Here is a 16,253-nt window from a genome sequence, read left to right as displayed (position 1 = left end):
GGCGGTTGTGGGGGGGGGGTTGGGGTGGAGGGGGGCGGGGGGGGGGGGGGGGTGTGTGTTGTGGGTGGGGACTCGCAGGACTGGGGAGGGGGAGAGGGGTCGGGGGGGGCGTGCCCTCGTGGGGCCCCCCCCCCCCCCCCACCGCGGCGTTTCCGGAGGCGTACGGGTTCCCGGAGGCGTGCGGGTTGCCGGAGGCGTACGGGTTCCCGGCGGTGTACATGGCAGAAGGCGGGCCGCCCCCGTCCTGCCGGGAGCGGCCCGCCTTCTGTTGAAGGTCCGTCAGTCCTCGACCACCACGAAACGCAGCTCCGAGGTGTAGCGGTTGCCCTGCTCGTCGGTGAGCCAGGACTGCTCGGGGGTCGGGAGCATCTCGGTCAGGGTCAGCCGGCCCTCCGGGTCCTTGGTGGCCAGCCGGCGAACGGCCTTGGCGAAGAGGTTCACGTACGCCGGGCTCTCGAAGTCCACGAAGAACGGCCGGGGTTCGGACGGCGACACCACGAAGACGAACCTGGGCAACTCCGCCCCCGCCCACCAGCGGCGGGCCCGGACGAAGCGGCGGGCCTCGCTCTTCTCCCTGGCGAACTCCAGGCCCGCGCCGGTGAAGCGCCAGGTCTCGCGGGCCAGCACCATCCGGTCCACCGTGACGCGCGGCGAGTGGTCGGCGTCCGGGAGCAGTCGGCAGAGGTCCATCACCAGGGTGGTCAGCGCGTGGCTGAACACGTCCAGCACGTCGAAGACCGCGCCATCGGGCAGCACCACGACCAGCCGGCCCTCCCGCCGCTCCACCGCGACGTCGGCGCTCAGTACCGTCCGGGGGCGGTTCGGGTCGGCTGTGTGGTCCAGCAGCGCGACGTAGTAGTCCTCGGGGCGCACCAGGAAGTGCCGGACGCGGGCGGAGAGCCGCGACTTGTGCTCCTTGGGCAGCAGCGGCATCAACCGCGGCCCGGGGTGGTCCCGGCCGGTCTGCGCGAACAGCTCCTCCGGCGCGGGGTGCTGGTTGACGAAGAGCGAGTTGCCGAGGGTGTTGGTGGCGACGTGCAGCTCGCCGAGCACCAGCTCGAACTCACCGCGCTCCGCCGCCTCCTCGTCCTCCACCGCGATCATCACGTCCGGGCTGAGGTAGCGCGCCGCCGTCCAGCTCGCGCCCCGCTCGCCGAAGGCCTCCCGGACGCGGTCGGCGATGTCCGCCGAGGCCACCCGGAGCCGACCGTCGGTTGCGGGCCGGCCCAGAATCCCGTCCCAGCGCCGCCAGAACTCGCGCTGGATCTCCGCCGCCCCGGTGACCGCGTCACCGTGCAGGATCGGCATGCAGGCGAACCAGAAGGCGGCCAGGTCTACCCGGCCGCCCTCGCCCGCCGCCTCGGCGAGCCGGTCGTAGACCTGTTCGGCCAGGCCCAGCACCTGGTCCGCCAGCCGGGAGGTCAGCCACAGCGCGCTGGTCATCAGCAGATCGAGCGGGGCCAGCGCCGCCAGCACCTCGGTGCCGGCCCGGGCCGTCGCGGTGCGGACGCAGTCCGAGTAGACCAGGGCCCGGTTGGGTGCCGTGTGCTCGCTCTTCTCGCGCTGCGCGGCGGTGGCGGTCAGTTCGGCGAAGTCGCTCTCCAGCGCGGCGAGCGCCGCGCACAGCTCCTCGACGTCGTCCCCCACCGCCTGCACCCTGTCCCGGCCGCGCTCCAGGGCGCCGAGCAGATCGAGACCGTGCTGCCGGGGCGCCGGATCGCCGATACCCTCCAGCCAGGCCCGCAGGTACTGTTCGGGGTAGGTGGTGGCGGGGATTTCCAGGCGCCAGACGATCCACCGCCGCTTGACCAACTCTTCGAGTATGTCGGTGACTTGGTCGGGGCTCAGGTCGTCGGCGAGCTCCTGTCGGATCGCTCGGGCGGTACGGGTGCCGTCGCAGCGGGTGAGTACCTGATGGATGGGCGGGGTGATCGGCTGCGGGGGGCGTCCGGGCAGGGTGACGCTCTGGGCGCCGTTCTGTTCGTCGATGCGGACGAACGGGACGCGGCGCGGGGCGGTCCAGTCGCGCAGCGCCGGGTCGGTGTCGATGGTCTTGGCGAGCGCATCCATCGACCAGCTCGAGAAGTACACCTCGGACCGTGCGATCAGGCCCTCGCCGGGATCGACCAGGATGCCGCGCTCGGCGGTGTCGATCCGACCCCAGCCGACCGGGCCGAAAAACCCGATGGTGTCGTTCTTCACGCAGAACCGCTGCCAGTAGTGCGCGATCAACTCCTCACGCTGGCGCGGCCCGCTGGTGCGACCCGCCGCGGTGGGCTCCCATCGGACGAACGGTGCGATCGCCCGGCCGAGCACGGCGCGGTTCTGCCAGGCCACCGCGGTCTGGAAGGCCGGCTGCGCCGCGATCTGCTGCAGCTCGCGGGCCGTGCCGACGGCGGCCTCGCCGAAGACCTCCTCGAAGGCCCTCCACCGGGGCCCCGCGAGGGCCTCCCGGGCGCCGAACTCGTCCGCCGCCACCGCCAGGCCCTCGGGCGCCAGCCGCAGCACCCCGGCCGCCGGGAAGCCCGCCCCTCGGAGCCCGAACTGCTCCCACACCTGCCACTTGTCACCGAACGGCACTGTTGTCCCGGTCATGGCCCGCTGCTCTCCCTGCCTCCGGTCGGTGTCTTCAGAGCCGGTCGGCGTCTGCGGTGTCTTTGAGGTCTGCGATGTCTTCAAGGGCTTGGAGGTCCTCGGCGACGACCGTCGCAAGGTCTTCGGGCGACGGGTAGGTGAAGACCAGCGCCACGGCGACCTCGATGCCGATCGCCTCCCGCAGTCGGGCGGTGATCTGGAAGGCGCTGAGCGAGTCGCCGCCCGCCTCGAAGAAGTCGCTGCTGGTGTCGAGACTCTCGTCGCCCAGTGTCTCGCGGTAGAAGGAGGCGATCAGCTCGGGGAGCGCCGCCGCATCGACCTTGGTCGCGTTCATCGTGCTCATGGTGACTCCTGGTCAGTGTGGTTGTCGGAGTGGTGCTCGAAGTGGATCTGGGGACGGTTCGCCGGGAGGTTCCGGGCGGCCAGTGCGGCGGGTGTGTTACCGCCGGAGACGATGACGGCGACCCGGCCACCGCGCAGCGCCGGGCCGGCCGAAGCCAGCGCGCCCGCCAGCGCCACGCTCCCGGTCGGCTCGGCCTCGACGCCCGCGCGGTGCAGCAGCTCCATCGCGTGCGTGATCGCCTCGTCGGTGACGCCGATCATCTCGTCGACCCGCCGCTGGATGATCGGGTACGGGATCTCGCCCGGCCGCTGGCCGCGCAGCCCGTCCGCGACCGTCCGGCTCGGCGGCACCTCGACGGGGGCGCCCGCCGCGAGCGAGAGGGCGTAGCGTCTGGCGTCCACCGGCTCGACGCCGATGATCCGCACCTGTCTGGTCAGGGCGGAGGCGGCCAGGCAGACACCCGCGAGCAGGCCGCCGCCGCCGGTCGGTACGTAGATCGCGTCGAGGTCCGGCACGTCCTCGAAGACCTCCAGGCCCGAGGTGCCCTGACCGGCCACCACCAGTTCGTGGTCGGAGGACGGCACGAAGAGCGCCCCGTGGCGGCCGGAGAGCTCCCGGGCGTGCCGGTCGCGCTCGGCCACGCCGCCGTCCACCCGGACGACGTGTGCGCCGAGCGCGCGGATCACCCGCTCCTTGGCCGCGCTGGCCCCGGCGGCCATCACGACGGTGACACCGACGCCCAGCGCGCCGCTCAGCCGGGCGACCGCGATCCCGTGGTTGCCGGACGAGCCGGTGACGATCTCGGTGGCGCCGTTCCCGACCATGGCGTTCGCGGCGCCCCGCAGCTTGAACGAGCCGCTGTGCTGGAGGTGTTCGGCCTTCAGTAGGAGGCCGGGCAGCGAACGCACCGTCAGCAGCGGGGTGCGGCGCACCTGGGCGGAGATCCGGTCGGCTGCCGCGAGCACGTCGTCGAGCCCGAGTCGGGTGCCCAGGCTGCTCATCGGGCCCCGTCCGCAGCTGTCGTGGCCGTCGTGGCCGTCGTGGCCGTTACGCCTGTCACGCCTGTCACGGCGCGCGGTCCGAGCGCAGCCCGGTCGGCCTTGCCGGTGCCGGTGGTCGGGACGCGCTCGATCCGGTCGAACCGGCGCGGCATCATGTAGTGCGGCAGGCTCTCGGCCAGGTGCGCGCGCAGCACGGTGTCGGCGACCTCGGCCAGCCGGCCCGTGACATGGGCGACCAGGAAGACCCGGCCCCTGCCGTCGGTGTCGGCGGTGACCACCGCGCCGGTGACGGCGGGGTGGGTGAGCAGCGCGCCCTCGATCTCGGCCGGGTCCACCCGGTAGCCCCGGATCTTGATCTGTCGGTCGCTCCGGCCGAGGTACTCCAGGGTGCCGTCCGGCCGCCGCCTGGCCAGATCGCCGGTGCGGTACATCCGGGCTCCGACCGGCCCGGCCGGGTCGGGCCGGAAGCGGTCGGCGGTGTGCCCGGGCCGGCCGGCGTAGCCACGGGCCACGCCCACGCCGCCGAGATGGAGTTCACCGACCTCCCCGTCCCGCACCGGCCGCAGCCCGGTGTCGAGCAGCTGGGCGGTCACCCCGTCGATGGGCGTGCCGACCGGGTCGGCCGCCGTCTCGGGGTCGACCGGCACGTCGTACCGGGTCGAGGTCATGGTGCACTCGGTTGGGCCGTACTGGTTCACCAGCCTGCCGGTGAACGCCCGTCGGCCGCCCGCCGTGAGGAAGGGCCGCAGGGACTCCCCGCTCGAGACCACCAGCTTCACGCCCCGCAGCCGATCGGCGCTGCCCTCGTGCTGGGTGAGGAAGGTGAGGAAGGACGGGGTCGCGCTCAGCACGGTGTTGACGCGGAAGGTCCGTATGGTGGCCAGGAACTCCTCGGCCCGCAGCAGCGCGGAGCGCTCCACCAGGACGAGGCGCCCGCCGGCCGCCAGCGGGGCGAAGGTGTCCCGGATCGAGGCGTCGTAGCCGAGCGGGGCCAGCTGCACCGCGATGGTGCGCGGCCCCAACCCGTAGTCGCGGGCGACGAATCGCAGGTACGAGGTGAGGCCCCGGTGCTCGATCAGGACGGCGTTCGGAGTGCCCGTCGACCCCGAGGTGTGGCTGACGTAGGCCAGTGTGCGCGGCTCGACGGGCGGTAGGGGTGCGTCCGGTTCGCCGGCTGCCGCGTCGAGGCGGTCGATCAGGACGGCCGGGCCCTCGACGGGGAGGGCGAGCCGCTCTTCGAGGGCGCTGTCGGTCACCAGAAACGTGGCCCCCGCGCTCTCGACCATGGCGGCCAGGCGCGTGCCCGGCAGGTCCACGTCGAGGGTGAGGAAGGCGCCGCCCGCGCGCGCCACGGCGGCCATCGCGACGACGGCCTGGGCGCCGCGCTCGACGGCGACGGCACACACCGCCTCCGGGCCCACCCCGCGCCGGACCAGCGCCCTGGCCAACCGGTCGATCCGGTCGAACAGTTCACCGTAGGAGACCACGCCGCCGGGGGTGACCAGGGCGGGGGCCAGCGGATCGCATGCGGCGTGCACGCCGATGTCGTCGACGAATGTGCTGTCCACGGTCAGACCCCGCCTTCCGGGCTCGCCGACCGGTCGACGGCCACGAAGCGCAGTTCCGAGGTGTAGCGGTTGCCCAAGTCGTCGGTGAGCCAGGCTTGTTCCGGGGTCGGTAGCATCTCCGAGACCGTCAGCCGGGCGTCCGGGTCCTTGGCCGCCAGCCGGCGGACGGCCTTGGCGAAGATGTTCACGTACACCGGGCTGTCGAAGTCCACGAAGAACGGCCGGGGTTCGGACGGCGACACCACGAAGACGTACCGGGGCAGCTCGTTCTCCTCGCTCCAGCGGCGGGCCCCGACGAAGCGGCGGGCCTCGCTCTTCTCCCTGGCGAACTCCAGCACCGAGGCGGCGAATCGCCAGGTCTCCCGGGCCACCACCATCCGGTCCACGGTGACGCGCGGCGAGTGGTCGGCGTCGGCCCGCAGGGTGAAGCGGTCCATCACCCGGTTGGTCAGCGCGTGGCTGAACACGTCCAGCACGTCGAAGACCGCGCCGTCGGGCAGGACGGTGGCCAGCCGGCCGTCCCGCTCCTCCACCAGCACATCGGCCGAGCACACCGTCCGGGGACGGAGCGGGTCGGCGGTGTGGTCGACCAGCGCGACGGAGTAGTCCTGGGGGCGCTCCAGGGCGGGCCGGCTGCGCGGCGACCACTTGATCAGTGGGAGCTCCTTCGGCAGCATCGGCACCAGGCGCGGGCCGGGGAAGTCGGTGCAGGTCTCCTCGATCAGCTCCTGGCGGTCCGGGTGCTGCATCACGAAGAGCGAGGCGCCGAGGGTGTTCATGGCGACGTGCAACTCGCCGAGCACCAGCTCGAACTCGCCGCGCCCGACGGCCGCCAGATCCTGGGCGACGACCATCACGTCGGGGCTGATGTAGCGCGCCAGCGACCAGCCCCCACCGGGCTCGTCGAAGGCCTCCCGGACCTGGTCCGCGATCTCGGCCGAGGAGCGCCGGACCTGCCGGGCGCCGGGCGGGGCGTCGATGATCCGCGACCAGCGGGCGCGCAACTCGGCCTGGATGCGGTCGATGTCGGCGATCGACTCGCCGTGCGGCGCGGGCAGGCACTCGAACCAGAGCGAGCCGAGATCCACCACTTTCCGTTCGGTGCGCAGCCGGTGGAAGGCCTCGGTGATCCGGCCGCCGACGGCCTCGGCGAAGCGGTTGGTCATCCACCGGGCGCTGGTCAGGCAGAGCTCCAGCGGTGTGAGTTCGCCCAAGACGGCGGCGCCGACCCGGGCCGTCGCCGAGCGGCGGCAGTCGGCGTAGACCAGGGCCCGGTTGGGCGCGGTGCGGGTGCTCTTCTCGCGCTGCGCGGCGGTGTCGGTCAGTTCGGCGAAGTCGCTCTCCAGCTCGGCGAGCGCCGCGCACAGCTCGTCGGCGTCCCGGCCCGCCGCGTGCACGCGGTCGCGGCCGCGCTCCAGCACCAGCAGCTTGGCCAGGGCAGGCTCGCGCACGGCGGGGTCGCCGACGCGCTCCAGCGCCGAGCGCAGGTACTGTTCGGGGTAGGTGGTGGCGGGGATTTCCAGGCGCCAGACGATCCACCGGCGCTTGACCAACTCTTCGAGTATGTCGGTGACTTGGTCGGGGCTCAGGTCGTCGGCGAGCTCCTGTCGGATCGCTCGGGCGGTACGGGTGCCGTCGCAGCGGGTGAGTACCTGATGGATGGGCGGGGTGATCGGCTGCGGGGGGCGTCCGGGCAGGGTGACGCTCTGGGCGCCGTTCTGTTCGTCGATGCGGACGAACGGGACGCGGCGCGGGGCGGTCCAGTCGCGCAGCGCCGGGTCGGTGTCGATGGTCTTGGCGAGCGCATCCATCGACCAGCTCGAGAAGTACACCTCGGACCGTGCGATCAGGCCCTCGCCGGGATCGACCAGGATGCCGCGCTCGGCGGTGTCGATCCGACCCCAGCCGACCGGGCCGAAAAACCCGATGGTGTCGTTCTTCACGCAGAACCGCTGCCAGTAGTGCGCCACCAACTCCTCACGCTGGCGCGGCATGCTGGTGCGGCCCGCCGCACTGGGCGTCCAGGCCAGGAAGGGAGCGATCCCGGTGCGCAGCACGGCCCGGTTCTGCCAGGCCACCGCGGCACGGAAGGCCGGCAGCGCCGCGATCTGCTGCAGCTCGCGGGCCGTCCCGACGGCGGCCTCGCCGAACGCCTCCTCGAACCCCTCCCACTGCGGTCCCGTGAGGGCCTCCCGGGCGCCGAACTTGTCCGCCGCCACCGCCAGGCCCTCCGGCGCCAGCCGCAGCACCCCGGCCGCCGGGAAGCCGGGCCCGCGGAGCGCGAAGTGGCTCCAGAGCCGCCACCCGCCACCGGGCAGAAGTACGGTCTCAGACATCGACGGACCCCCGGCGTGAGCCGCCCGCGCACCACTCCAAGACGGCCCGCGCGCTGTGGTACTTGTTCTCGGCCTGCTCGTACGCGATGCTCGTGGGCCCGTCCAGCACCTCGGCTGTCACCTCGTCGCCCCGGTGCGCGGGCAGGTCGTGCATGAACACGGCGTCGGGGCTGCCCGCCATCACCGCCTCGTCCACCTGGAACGGCGCGAAGACGCTGCGCCAGTCGGGGTCGGCCTTGGCCGTCCCCGTGGTCTGCCACCGGGTGGTGTAGACCACATCGACGGTCGGCAGGCCGGTCATGTCGTGCCGCTGGTCGACCGTCGCCCCACTGCTCTTGGCGTCCACCGCCGCGCGGTCCAGGAAGCGCTGCTCCACACCGTAGCCGGGCGGTGTCCGCAGGTGCAGCGTGGTGTTGCGGTACCGGGAGAGCGCGAGGGTGAGGGCGGATGCGGTGTTGTTGCCCTCGCCGACGTAGAGCACCCGCAGGCCCTCGATCCGCCCGAACCGGCCCTGCAGCGTGGTGAGATCGGCGAGTGCCTGGGTCGGGTGCTCGGCGGCGCTCATCGCGTTGACCACGGCCATCCGCTGCTGGGAGGCGAAGGCGCGCAGCTCGGCCTCGCTGCCGGCCGTCCTGGCCACCAGGACGTCGAGCATCCGGGAGAGCACCTCGGCGGTGTCCTCGACGGTCTCACCGGTGTTCTCCTGGAGATCCCCCGGGCCGTAGCTGATCAGCTGTCCGCCGAGGCGCAGCGCGCCGGCCGAGAAGGCCGTCCGGGTGCGGGTGGAGGTCTTGCGGAAGAGAACGCCGACGACGGCGTCCCGCAGCGGGCGGGCGTCCTCGCACCGGCCGGAAGCGTACTCGACGCCCCGCTGCACGATCCCGTGCATGTCCTCGTAGCTGAGGTCGTTGATGGAGATCAGGTGGCGGCGTGGCGGGTGGGGCATCGGATCCTCCTCGGTTCTGTGACTCAAGTCCTGGCCGCAGTCCCTGACTGCGGTGCGGCTATCGGCGCCGTCCAGGCCCTCAGGGCGCCAGCAGTGCCTGCCGGAGCACATCGAGGCCGCGGTCGAAACGAGCGGTGTCGATGGTCAGCGGCGGCAGCAGCTTGATGACCTCGTCGTGGCGGCCGCAGAGCTCGACGATCAGTCCGTGCTCGAAGGCGTACCGCTGGACGCGGTCGGCGCGCTCCGACCCGCCGGCTCCGGAGGTGTCGATCCCCAGCGCCATGCCCCTGCCGCGCACCTTCAAGGCCGGCTCTACGGCGGCGAGTTCGGTGCGGAACAGGTCGAGGCGGGCCGAGGCGGCGGCCAGACCGGCGTGGAAGGTGTCCTGTCGCCACAGCTCGCAAGCCGCGGTGGCGGCCACGAAGGCCAGCTGGTTGCCACGGAAGGTGCCGGTGTGCTCACCGGGTTCCCAGACGTCCAACTCCCGGCGGAACAAGGTGAGGGAGAGCGGCAGGCCGTACCCGCCGATGGACTTCGAGAGGGTCACGATGTCCGGGGTGATACCGGATTCCTCGAAGCAGAAGAAGGTGCCGGTACGCCCGCAGCCCGACTGGATCTCGTCGAGGATCAGCAGGATCCCGTGTCGTTCCGTCAGATCCCGTAGCCCGCACAGCCACTCGGCCGACGCCGGGTAGACGCCGCCTTCCATCTGCATCGGCTCCACGATCACCGCGGCGGGCACCTCCACCCCCGAGGACGGGTCGGCGAGCAGCCGCTCGATGTACCCGAGCGAGTCGAACCCGCCCTGCGGGCCGTCCTCGTACGGTACGAAGGTGACGTCCTGCCCGCTCACCCCGCCGGCCCGGCGGGCCCGCCGGCTGCCGGTCACCGCGAGCGAGCCGCGCGACATGCCGTGGTACGCGCCGGTGAACGCGATCACGCCGGAGCGGCCGGTCGCCTTGCGGGCGAGCTTGAGCGCGGCCTCCACGGAGTCGGTGCCGGTCGGGCCGACGAACTGCACCTTGTAGTCCAACCCGCGTGGCCGCAGGACCACTTCGGCGAAGGCGGCGAGGAACTGGCGCTTGGCCACGGTGTACATGTCGAGGCCGTGGGTGACGCCGTCGGCGGCCAGGTACTCGGCGAGCCTGCCCTTGATGAAGTCGTTGTTGTGTCCGTAGTTGAGGGTGCCGGCGCCACAGAAGAAGTCCAGGAAGGTCCGTCCGTCCTCGGTGTACAGCTCGGCGCCCTTCGCCCGCTCGAAGACCACGGGGAACTTGCGGCAGTACATCCGAACCTCCGACTCCAGCTCCTCGAAGACCTTGAAGTCGGCGTTCTCGTCCGGCTCGTGAAGGGGGACGGTCGGCCCGTCCGCGGCGATGGTCATCCGGTGTCCTCTCGGCTTACGGTGATCCCGCGGCCGACCGTTGCGCACCGGTTCGTCTCCACGGATCGAGAAACGCCGCGCGGCCAGACGGACGCGGGCAGAAGTCAGGGTGCCGACCGGCGGGTGGCCGGCGCCAGGGAAGGAGCGGCAGGCGTCGATCGCCTGGCCTGCTGCGCGTTTGTCTCTGCCCTCCGCCCTGCCCGGCCGGGCAGGCTGGGGCCGTGCGGGGCAGCGGGGCTTCAGAGCGGTGGGGTCGCGAAGTTCAGATCAGACCGGTCCGGACGGCGTGGGCCACCGCGTGGGCCCGATTGCGGACCTGGAGCCGGGCCATCAGCTCGTAGATGACGTTCTTCACGGTGTGTTCCGAGCAGGCGAGGGAGCGGGCGATCGCCGCGTTGCCGTGCCCCTCGGCCATCAGCGTGAGCACCTCGGTCTGCCGGGAGGTCAACCGCGAGGTGGTCGGCCCCGGCCTCGGCTCCGCACCAGGGTGGGGCGGGCCGGTCACGGCCGAGTCGTTGAGCGCCGAGCTGTTGAGCGCCGAGTTGTTGAGCGCCAAGCCGTTGAGCAGTCGGGCCAGCACGCTGTGCGGCAGCCGACCCTCGTCCTGGTGGGCGGAGTGCACGGCGGCCGCCAGGCGTGAAGGTGTCGCCTCGGCGGAGTGCAGCATCGCCCGGGCGCCGGCCCGCACCGCCCGCAGGACGCCGTTGTGCGACAGCACGTCGGCCACCACCAGCAGCCGGCGGCCGTCGGACCACAGGCCCGGCAGGCAGGCGTCGATCGCTTCGTCCACCGTGCCCCCGGCTGCCACCAGCACCGCGCCGGGCTCCCGGTCGGGCTCGCCCACCGGTGCGATCCCGGCGCGACGCAGCTTCGCCACCACGGCGTCCCGGACGGTCGCGTCGCTCGCGTTGACGTGCACCCGCAGCCGCTCCCGTATCAACGTCCCGGCGCCCGTCACAGCAGACCCGCCCGGAGGGCGTACGCCACCGCGTGGGCTCGGTTGCGGAGCCGGAAGCGCTGGGTGATGTCGTGCACTATGGTCGTCACGGTGCGGGGTGAGTAGGACAGCTCGAGGGCGATCTCGCCGGTCTCCCGGCCCTCGGCGACCAGCCGCAGCACCGCACGCTCACGGTCGTTCAGGCCCGAGCCCGCCCAGCGGACGGGGGCGGCGTCGGCGGGGGTGGCGCGGACGCCGACGCCCTGTTCGAGCAGGCCGTCCAGCAGGCCGGGTGGCACGGTGCAGTCGCCCCCGGCGGCGGCGAGCACCGTCCGCGCCAGCCGGTCGGGGCTGGCCTCGCTGCGGCGGAGCAGGCCGCGGGCGCCCGCCGCGATGGCATGCATCGCCTCGGCGGGGGTCAGATCAGTGGCCACCAGGACGATCTCGGGCCGGTGCTCCGCGCTCCGCGTCGCCCGGACGATGTCGAGTACCTGGTCCGTCACCAGGTCGACGATCACCACGGCGACCTCGGCCTGCTCGCCCGGCAGGATCACCGTGACATCGCCGTTGCTGAGCAAGGTGCTCCTCGTGCCGGCTTCCAGCACCGGATCCAGAGCGGCGATGCTGACTCGCACGGGCTCACCCATAGGGGTACCTCCTGGGGTCGGTGTACGACGAACCTCTCGCCCCGGCAGCATGGCCGGGCCGCCCGCCCACCCACATCGGGTACCGGCCCCCACATTTCCGTCACACAGTCTCCGCAGACCCGTCACGTGCAGGCGGGCGCCCCCCGGCGGGCCCCGGCCCCACACCTCGGCCCGACCACCCGGCTGCCGATGTATCCCCGTTCCCCCTGGTCACCCTGACCGGGCCGCCGCCCCGGCCGCACCCACACGCCCGGCTGGAGTCAGGTTTGACAGAGTACGGCCGAGAATATGGGGGCAACCTCCCCATACGGCACGGGCTCACCACCCGGCCCCGCCGGTGAGCCCGTGACCCCCGGTACGGGTGTCGCCTGGAGTCCCCTCAGGCGAGCGCCACTTCTTCATTCGCACTAGGCCGGTTCGCTGAAGTGGTCCATGAGCCTTTGCTGGAGACCTTGGAGCACGCTGGTCATCTGCTTGAGCATCGCGAGGCGGTACACCGCCGTGGGGGCGTATTCCTCGACCTCGCGCACGGCCGCCGCGATCACGTACCCGTTCAGGGCGTCCATGGCCGTCGCCGTGTCGAAACCCTGCCCCGTGGGAAGCAGGGAGCGGTCCAAGGGAGTCTCGTCACTGGTCGTCACGTTCGTGACCACCGACGGCTGCCAGTCCTTGGCGTTGGTGAGCGAGTGGTGCGTGTCGAACCGTACGGTGAGCGTTTCGCCTTCGGGGACGGCCACGCTGTACCGGCCCTCCTCGTCAGTGAAGACGTGATCGATCTCCTTCAGATCACCGTCGTAGACACTGACCTTGATCATGAAAATCGGACTCTTGTCCGAGACTGATCGCACTTGACCGAACACCGGAGTCTCCTCCCGGTCGGACTACCGCTGGACGCCACCCCCGTATCCAGTCTGTGTGCGCCCCACCACTGCCGCCAGTCCTGCCCGGCACCCCCTAGGGTCCGGCCGGGTACGAGGCCTCCGCGCGGCCCGAGGCCGCCTCCAGGGTCAGGCTGCGGGGGGAGCCGGCGTCGCGCAGGGCGTCCGGGACCCCGCAGCGGCCGCTGCCCGCCTCGCAGCGGACCCGGAAGCGGGTGGCCGGGGGCACGGTGAGGGCGAGGCGGCCGGATCCGACCCGGCCGGTGACCTGGTCGGGCGGGGTGACGAAGGCCGCGTAGGCCCGGCCGGAACCGACCTTGACGTCCACCTGGGGCGAGGCGAGGTCCGTGGCCAGCAGGCGGCCCGAGCCGACCTCGGCGCGCAGGGCGCCGCGCAGCCCGGCGACGTCGATCCGGCCGGAGTCGACCTCCGCGTCGACGGCGCCGGCCAGACCGCTGAGGGAGACCAGGCCGGACCCGGCCGTCACCTTCACGGGGATGCCCACGGGTACGGTCACCCCCAGCTGCACCGAGCAGCCGCCCCCGCCGGTCAGCCAGGAGCCGTCGCCGGGGCAGTGCGGGGTCAGCCGCAGGGTGTCGCCCAGCCAGCTCTTCTCGATGACGGGCGCCTTGAGCGACCAGCTGACCGCGGCGCGGTAGCCGACCTCGTGGTCCGCGCGGGGGGTGACGGTGACGTTCGCGTCGCCGCCCACGATCTCCAGCGCGCTCACCGGGCGGCCGTCGCTGCCGCCGAGCAGGGTGCTGCTCCGGGTGGTCCCGTACGACCACGCCTGCCAGGCGACCGGGGTCACGACGAGGACCGCGCCGAGCATCGCGGCGATGATCCACGCCCGGCGGTGCTGGCGGCGCGGCCCGTTCCCGTCCGTGCCCGTCACGGCGTGCCGTCCAGGAAGCGGAGCACGGCGAGGACGCGGCGGTGGTCGCCGTCGGCCGGGGGCAGGTCCAGCTTGGCGAAGATGCTGTTGATGTGTTTGGCCACCGCGCTCTCGCTGACGACGAGTTGGGCGGCGATGCCGGCATTGGAGCGGCCCTCCGCCATCAGGGCCAGCACCTCCCGCTCGCGCGGGGTGAGGCGCTCCAGCGGGTCCGGTCCCCCGCCGCGGCGCAGCAGGAGCTGGGCGACGACCTGGGGGTCGAGCGCGGTGCCGCCGGAGGCGACCCGCCGCAGGGCGTCGATGAACTCCTCGACGTCGGCGACCCGTTGCTTGAGGAGGTAGCCGATGCCGGCGCCGCTGCGGGTGGCCAGCAGGTCGGCGGCGTAGCGCTCCTCCACGTACTGGGACAGCAGCAGGACCGCCGTACCGGGGCACTGCTGGCGGATCATCAGCGCCGCCCGTACGCCCTCGTCGGTGAAGCCGGGCGGCATCCGTACGTCGACGAGCGCGAGCTCGGGGCGGTGTTCCTCGACGGCGGCGAGCAGACCCTCGGCGTCGCCGGTCTCGGCGGCCACCTCGAATCCGGCCATTTCAAGGACTTTGACGAGTCCTATGCGCAGCAGGACGGAGTCCTCGGCGATCACAGCCCGCACGGCAGCTCCACGGTGATGACGGTCGGGCCCCCGAGGGGGCTGGTGATCATGATGGTTCCGTCGACCGACCCTACGCGCTTGCGCAGGCCGACCAGTCCGGTGCCGCGCGCCGGGTCCGCTCCGCCGACCCCGTCGTCGGTGACGGTGAGGCGCAGCCGGTCCCCGGGGCGGCCGGGGACGCGCTCGACCCGTACGCGGCAGCGGCCGGCCCGGGCGTGTTTGGCGACGTTGGCCAGGGCCTCGGACACCACGAAGTAGGCGACGGCCTCGACGGTGGCCCCCGGCCGGGCGCCGATGTCCACGGCCAGCTCGACGGGGAAGGGGGCCCGGGCGGCGATCCCGGAGAGGGCCGCGTCGAGCCCGCGGTCCTCCAGTACGGCCGGATGCAGGCCCCGTACGAGGTTGTTGAGCTCCTCGATGGCCTCCTTCGCCTCGCGGTGGGCCTCGTCGATGACGGCCCTGGCCTCGGGCGGCAGGTCGGTGAGGGTGGCGCGGGCGATGCCGAGGTTCATGGCGAGCGCGACGAGGCGCTGCTGAGCCCCGTCGTGCAAGTCCCGCTCGATGCGGCGGCGTTCGAGGTCGGCGGCGTCCAGGACCCCCGCCCGGCTCTCGGCGAGGTCCTCGACCCGGCGCGCCAACTCGCGGGAGCGGTTGGGGCCGAGGAGCGCGGCCGCCGCGAAGGCGTCGACGCGGGTGAAGAGCGCGGCGAGCCAGGGCGCGGCGAGCAGCAGCAGGGCGCCGCCGACGGTGAACAGATCGTGGTCCACGATCCAGTCGGAGCGCGGCAGGGCCCAGGACCAGGCGTACACGGTGGCGCCGGCGGCGCCGAGGGCCCAGGCGAGCACCACCAGTGCCCCGGCCCCGGCGGCCAGCGGGCCGGCGAGGAGGTGGTAGGCGTACTGGCGCCAGGTCGCCTCGGAGCGCACCCGTTCCAGGAGTCCGCGGTGGCTCCACCAGCGCTCCTTGCGCACGACCTCCGGCACGTCGAGGCCCAGCAAGGACCAGAAGCGGCTGCGCTGGAGCGTGGTGAGCAGCGGGCAGAGGGGGAACAGCAGGAGAAGCGGGACGGGGCTGTGCCCGGGCGCCACCGCCGCGTAGGCGAGGGCGAGGAGGGCGGGCAGCGCCGCCGGGATCGCGGCCGCCGTGAAGGCGGTGTTGCGCCGGGCCCACGCCGACCACGGTGCGTGCGCCGCGGTCCAGGTGTACGAACGCCTCAGCGCCTCGCGAAGTGCCATGTCCGTACGGTAATCGCACTGGTCGGAGGGCTGCCATCACGCTGGTGCCCGGGCGGGGGTGTAGCTGGTGCCACCCCCGGTTGGGACCGTGGGGCTACTGATCGCGGGGGCTCGGCGGACGAGGCTGATGGTGTGCCCGGGGGACGGACCGCCGGGCCGGAAGGAGACCCGCGGCCATGGCACTTGTCGCCCCGCAGTTCCGCACCCGTCACACGCCTACCCGTCGGATGAGCGACCGTCGGATGAGTGCCCGTCAGGTGAATGCCCGTCGGATCCGCCAGATCGGCACGCGTCGGATCCGGGCCGGCCGGCGCGGGCCCCGGCTCGCCGCGGTGTTCACGGGAGCCGGGGTGGCGCTGGTGCCGTGGGTGCTGGTGCTGGCGCGGACCATGCCGCAGACCACCGAGGTCTCCCACTGGGCCACCGCGTGGATCGGCCTGGACCTGATGCTGGCCGCCGGGCTGACCGGGACGGGGGCGCTGCTGCGCAAACGGGACCCGCGGGTGTCCCCGTTGGCGGCGGCGACGGCCGCACTGCTGGTGATGGACGCCTGGTTCGACGTCACCACCTCGGCCGGGGGCGACGGGCAGGGGATGGCGCTGCTGCTGGCGATGGGAGCGGAGCTGCCGCTGGCGGTGGCGCTGGCCGTGGTCGCCGCCCGTAGCGCCCGGATCTGACGCCGCGCCCATGCCCGGGGCGGTGGTGTCCGTTTCGTTCAAGACCGGACTCGCGCGGGCTGCCTAGTGCTGTGGCCGGAAAGGTTTGCCGGGTCACGGCGTCCGGTGCGGTACATCGCAAGGCGGAGGGCCGCGGCTCGTACTGGACGTACCGGCGC

General features: G+C 72.9%; 14 protein-coding genes. 1 reads left to right on the top strand and 13 read right to left on the bottom strand.

Annotation, left to right across the window (positions count from 1 at the left end; all coding sequences use genetic code 11):
• Nucleotides 1-279 precede the first annotated feature (279 nt).
• The 13 genes from ACZ45T_RS38350 to ACZ45T_RS38290 form a co-directional block, all read right to left on the bottom strand.
• Nucleotides 280-2,595 (bottom strand): lantibiotic dehydratase, encoded by a 2,316-nt coding sequence (locus tag ACZ45T_RS38350; RefSeq protein ID WP_468448981.1) that lies wholly within the window; start codon nt 2,593-2,595, stop codon nt 280-282.
• Nucleotides 2,596-2,629: 34 nt separating this feature from the next.
• Nucleotides 2,630-2,938: a phosphopantetheine-binding protein gene (locus tag ACZ45T_RS38345; protein ID WP_468448979.1), complete on the bottom strand. Its 309-nt coding sequence runs from the start codon at nt 2,936-2,938 to the stop codon at nt 2,630-2,632.
• Nucleotides 2,935-3,939 carry a threonine ammonia-lyase gene (locus tag ACZ45T_RS38340; protein ID WP_468448977.1) on the bottom strand — a complete coding sequence of 335 codons (1,005 nt, stop codon included), beginning with the start codon at nt 3,937-3,939 and terminating at the stop codon, nt 2,935-2,937. Before ACZ45T_RS38340 ends, ACZ45T_RS38345 begins: the two co-directional genes overlap by 4 nt.
• Nucleotides 3,936-5,507, bottom strand: a complete 1,572-nt coding sequence (locus ACZ45T_RS38335) for an amino acid adenylation domain-containing protein (RefSeq protein WP_468448975.1) — start codon at nt 5,505-5,507, stop codon at nt 3,936-3,938. Before ACZ45T_RS38335 ends, ACZ45T_RS38340 begins: the two co-directional genes overlap by 4 nt.
• 2 nt (nt 5,508-5,509) lie before the next feature.
• Nucleotides 5,510-7,843 (bottom strand): lantibiotic dehydratase, encoded by a 2,334-nt coding sequence (locus tag ACZ45T_RS38330; RefSeq protein WP_468448973.1) that lies wholly within the window; start codon nt 7,841-7,843, stop codon nt 5,510-5,512.
• Nucleotides 7,836-8,789 (bottom strand): ornithine carbamoyltransferase, encoded by a 954-nt coding sequence (locus ACZ45T_RS38325; RefSeq protein ID WP_327412327.1) that lies wholly within the window; start codon nt 8,787-8,789, stop codon nt 7,836-7,838. Before ACZ45T_RS38325 ends, ACZ45T_RS38330 begins: the two co-directional genes overlap by 8 nt.
• A gap of 79 nt (nt 8,790-8,868) precedes the next feature.
• Nucleotides 8,869-10,173, bottom strand: a complete 1,305-nt coding sequence (gene ectB, locus ACZ45T_RS38320) for a diaminobutyrate--2-oxoglutarate transaminase (protein ID WP_468448971.1) — start codon at nt 10,171-10,173, stop codon at nt 8,869-8,871.
• Nucleotides 10,174-10,435: 262 nt separating this feature from the next.
• Nucleotides 10,436-11,092 (bottom strand): helix-turn-helix transcriptional regulator, encoded by a 657-nt coding sequence (locus ACZ45T_RS38315; protein ID WP_468448969.1) that lies wholly within the window; start codon nt 11,090-11,092, stop codon nt 10,436-10,438.
• 35 nt (nt 11,093-11,127) lie between these two features.
• Nucleotides 11,128-11,757 (bottom strand): helix-turn-helix transcriptional regulator, encoded by a 630-nt coding sequence (locus ACZ45T_RS38310; RefSeq protein ID WP_468448967.1) that lies wholly within the window; start codon nt 11,755-11,757, stop codon nt 11,128-11,130.
• A 407-nt stretch (nt 11,758-12,164) separates the two neighbouring features.
• Nucleotides 12,165-12,572, bottom strand: a complete 408-nt coding sequence (locus ACZ45T_RS38305) for a carboxypeptidase regulatory-like domain-containing protein (protein WP_468448965.1) — start codon at nt 12,570-12,572, stop codon at nt 12,165-12,167.
• A 139-nt stretch (nt 12,573-12,711) separates the two neighbouring features.
• On the bottom strand, nt 12,712-13,530 hold the full coding sequence (locus ACZ45T_RS38300; RefSeq protein ID WP_468448963.1) for a DUF4097 family beta strand repeat-containing protein: 819 nt from the start codon (nt 13,528-13,530) through the stop codon (nt 12,712-12,714).
• Nucleotides 13,527-14,183, bottom strand: a complete 657-nt coding sequence (locus ACZ45T_RS38295; RefSeq protein WP_468448961.1) for a response regulator transcription factor — start codon at nt 14,181-14,183, stop codon at nt 13,527-13,529. The genes ACZ45T_RS38300 and ACZ45T_RS38295 overlap by 4 nt, the downstream gene beginning before the upstream one ends.
• Nucleotides 14,171-15,418, bottom strand: a complete 1,248-nt coding sequence (locus ACZ45T_RS38290; RefSeq protein ID WP_468448959.1) for a sensor histidine kinase — start codon at nt 15,416-15,418, stop codon at nt 14,171-14,173. Before ACZ45T_RS38290 ends, ACZ45T_RS38295 begins: the two co-directional genes overlap by 13 nt.
• A 242-nt stretch (nt 15,419-15,660) precedes the next feature.
• Between ACZ45T_RS38290 and ACZ45T_RS38285 the strand changes: the two genes are divergently transcribed.
• The gene (locus ACZ45T_RS38285; protein WP_468448957.1) at nt 15,661-16,095 is read left to right on the top strand and encodes a hypothetical protein; all 435 of its coding nucleotides are present in this window, start codon (nt 15,661-15,663) and stop codon (nt 16,093-16,095) included.
• Nucleotides 16,096-16,253: the final 158 nt, after the last annotated feature.

This window comes from Streptomyces sp. NPDC030995 (assembly GCF_055571215.1).
This window is presented reverse-complemented; position numbering and strand designations above follow the sequence as displayed.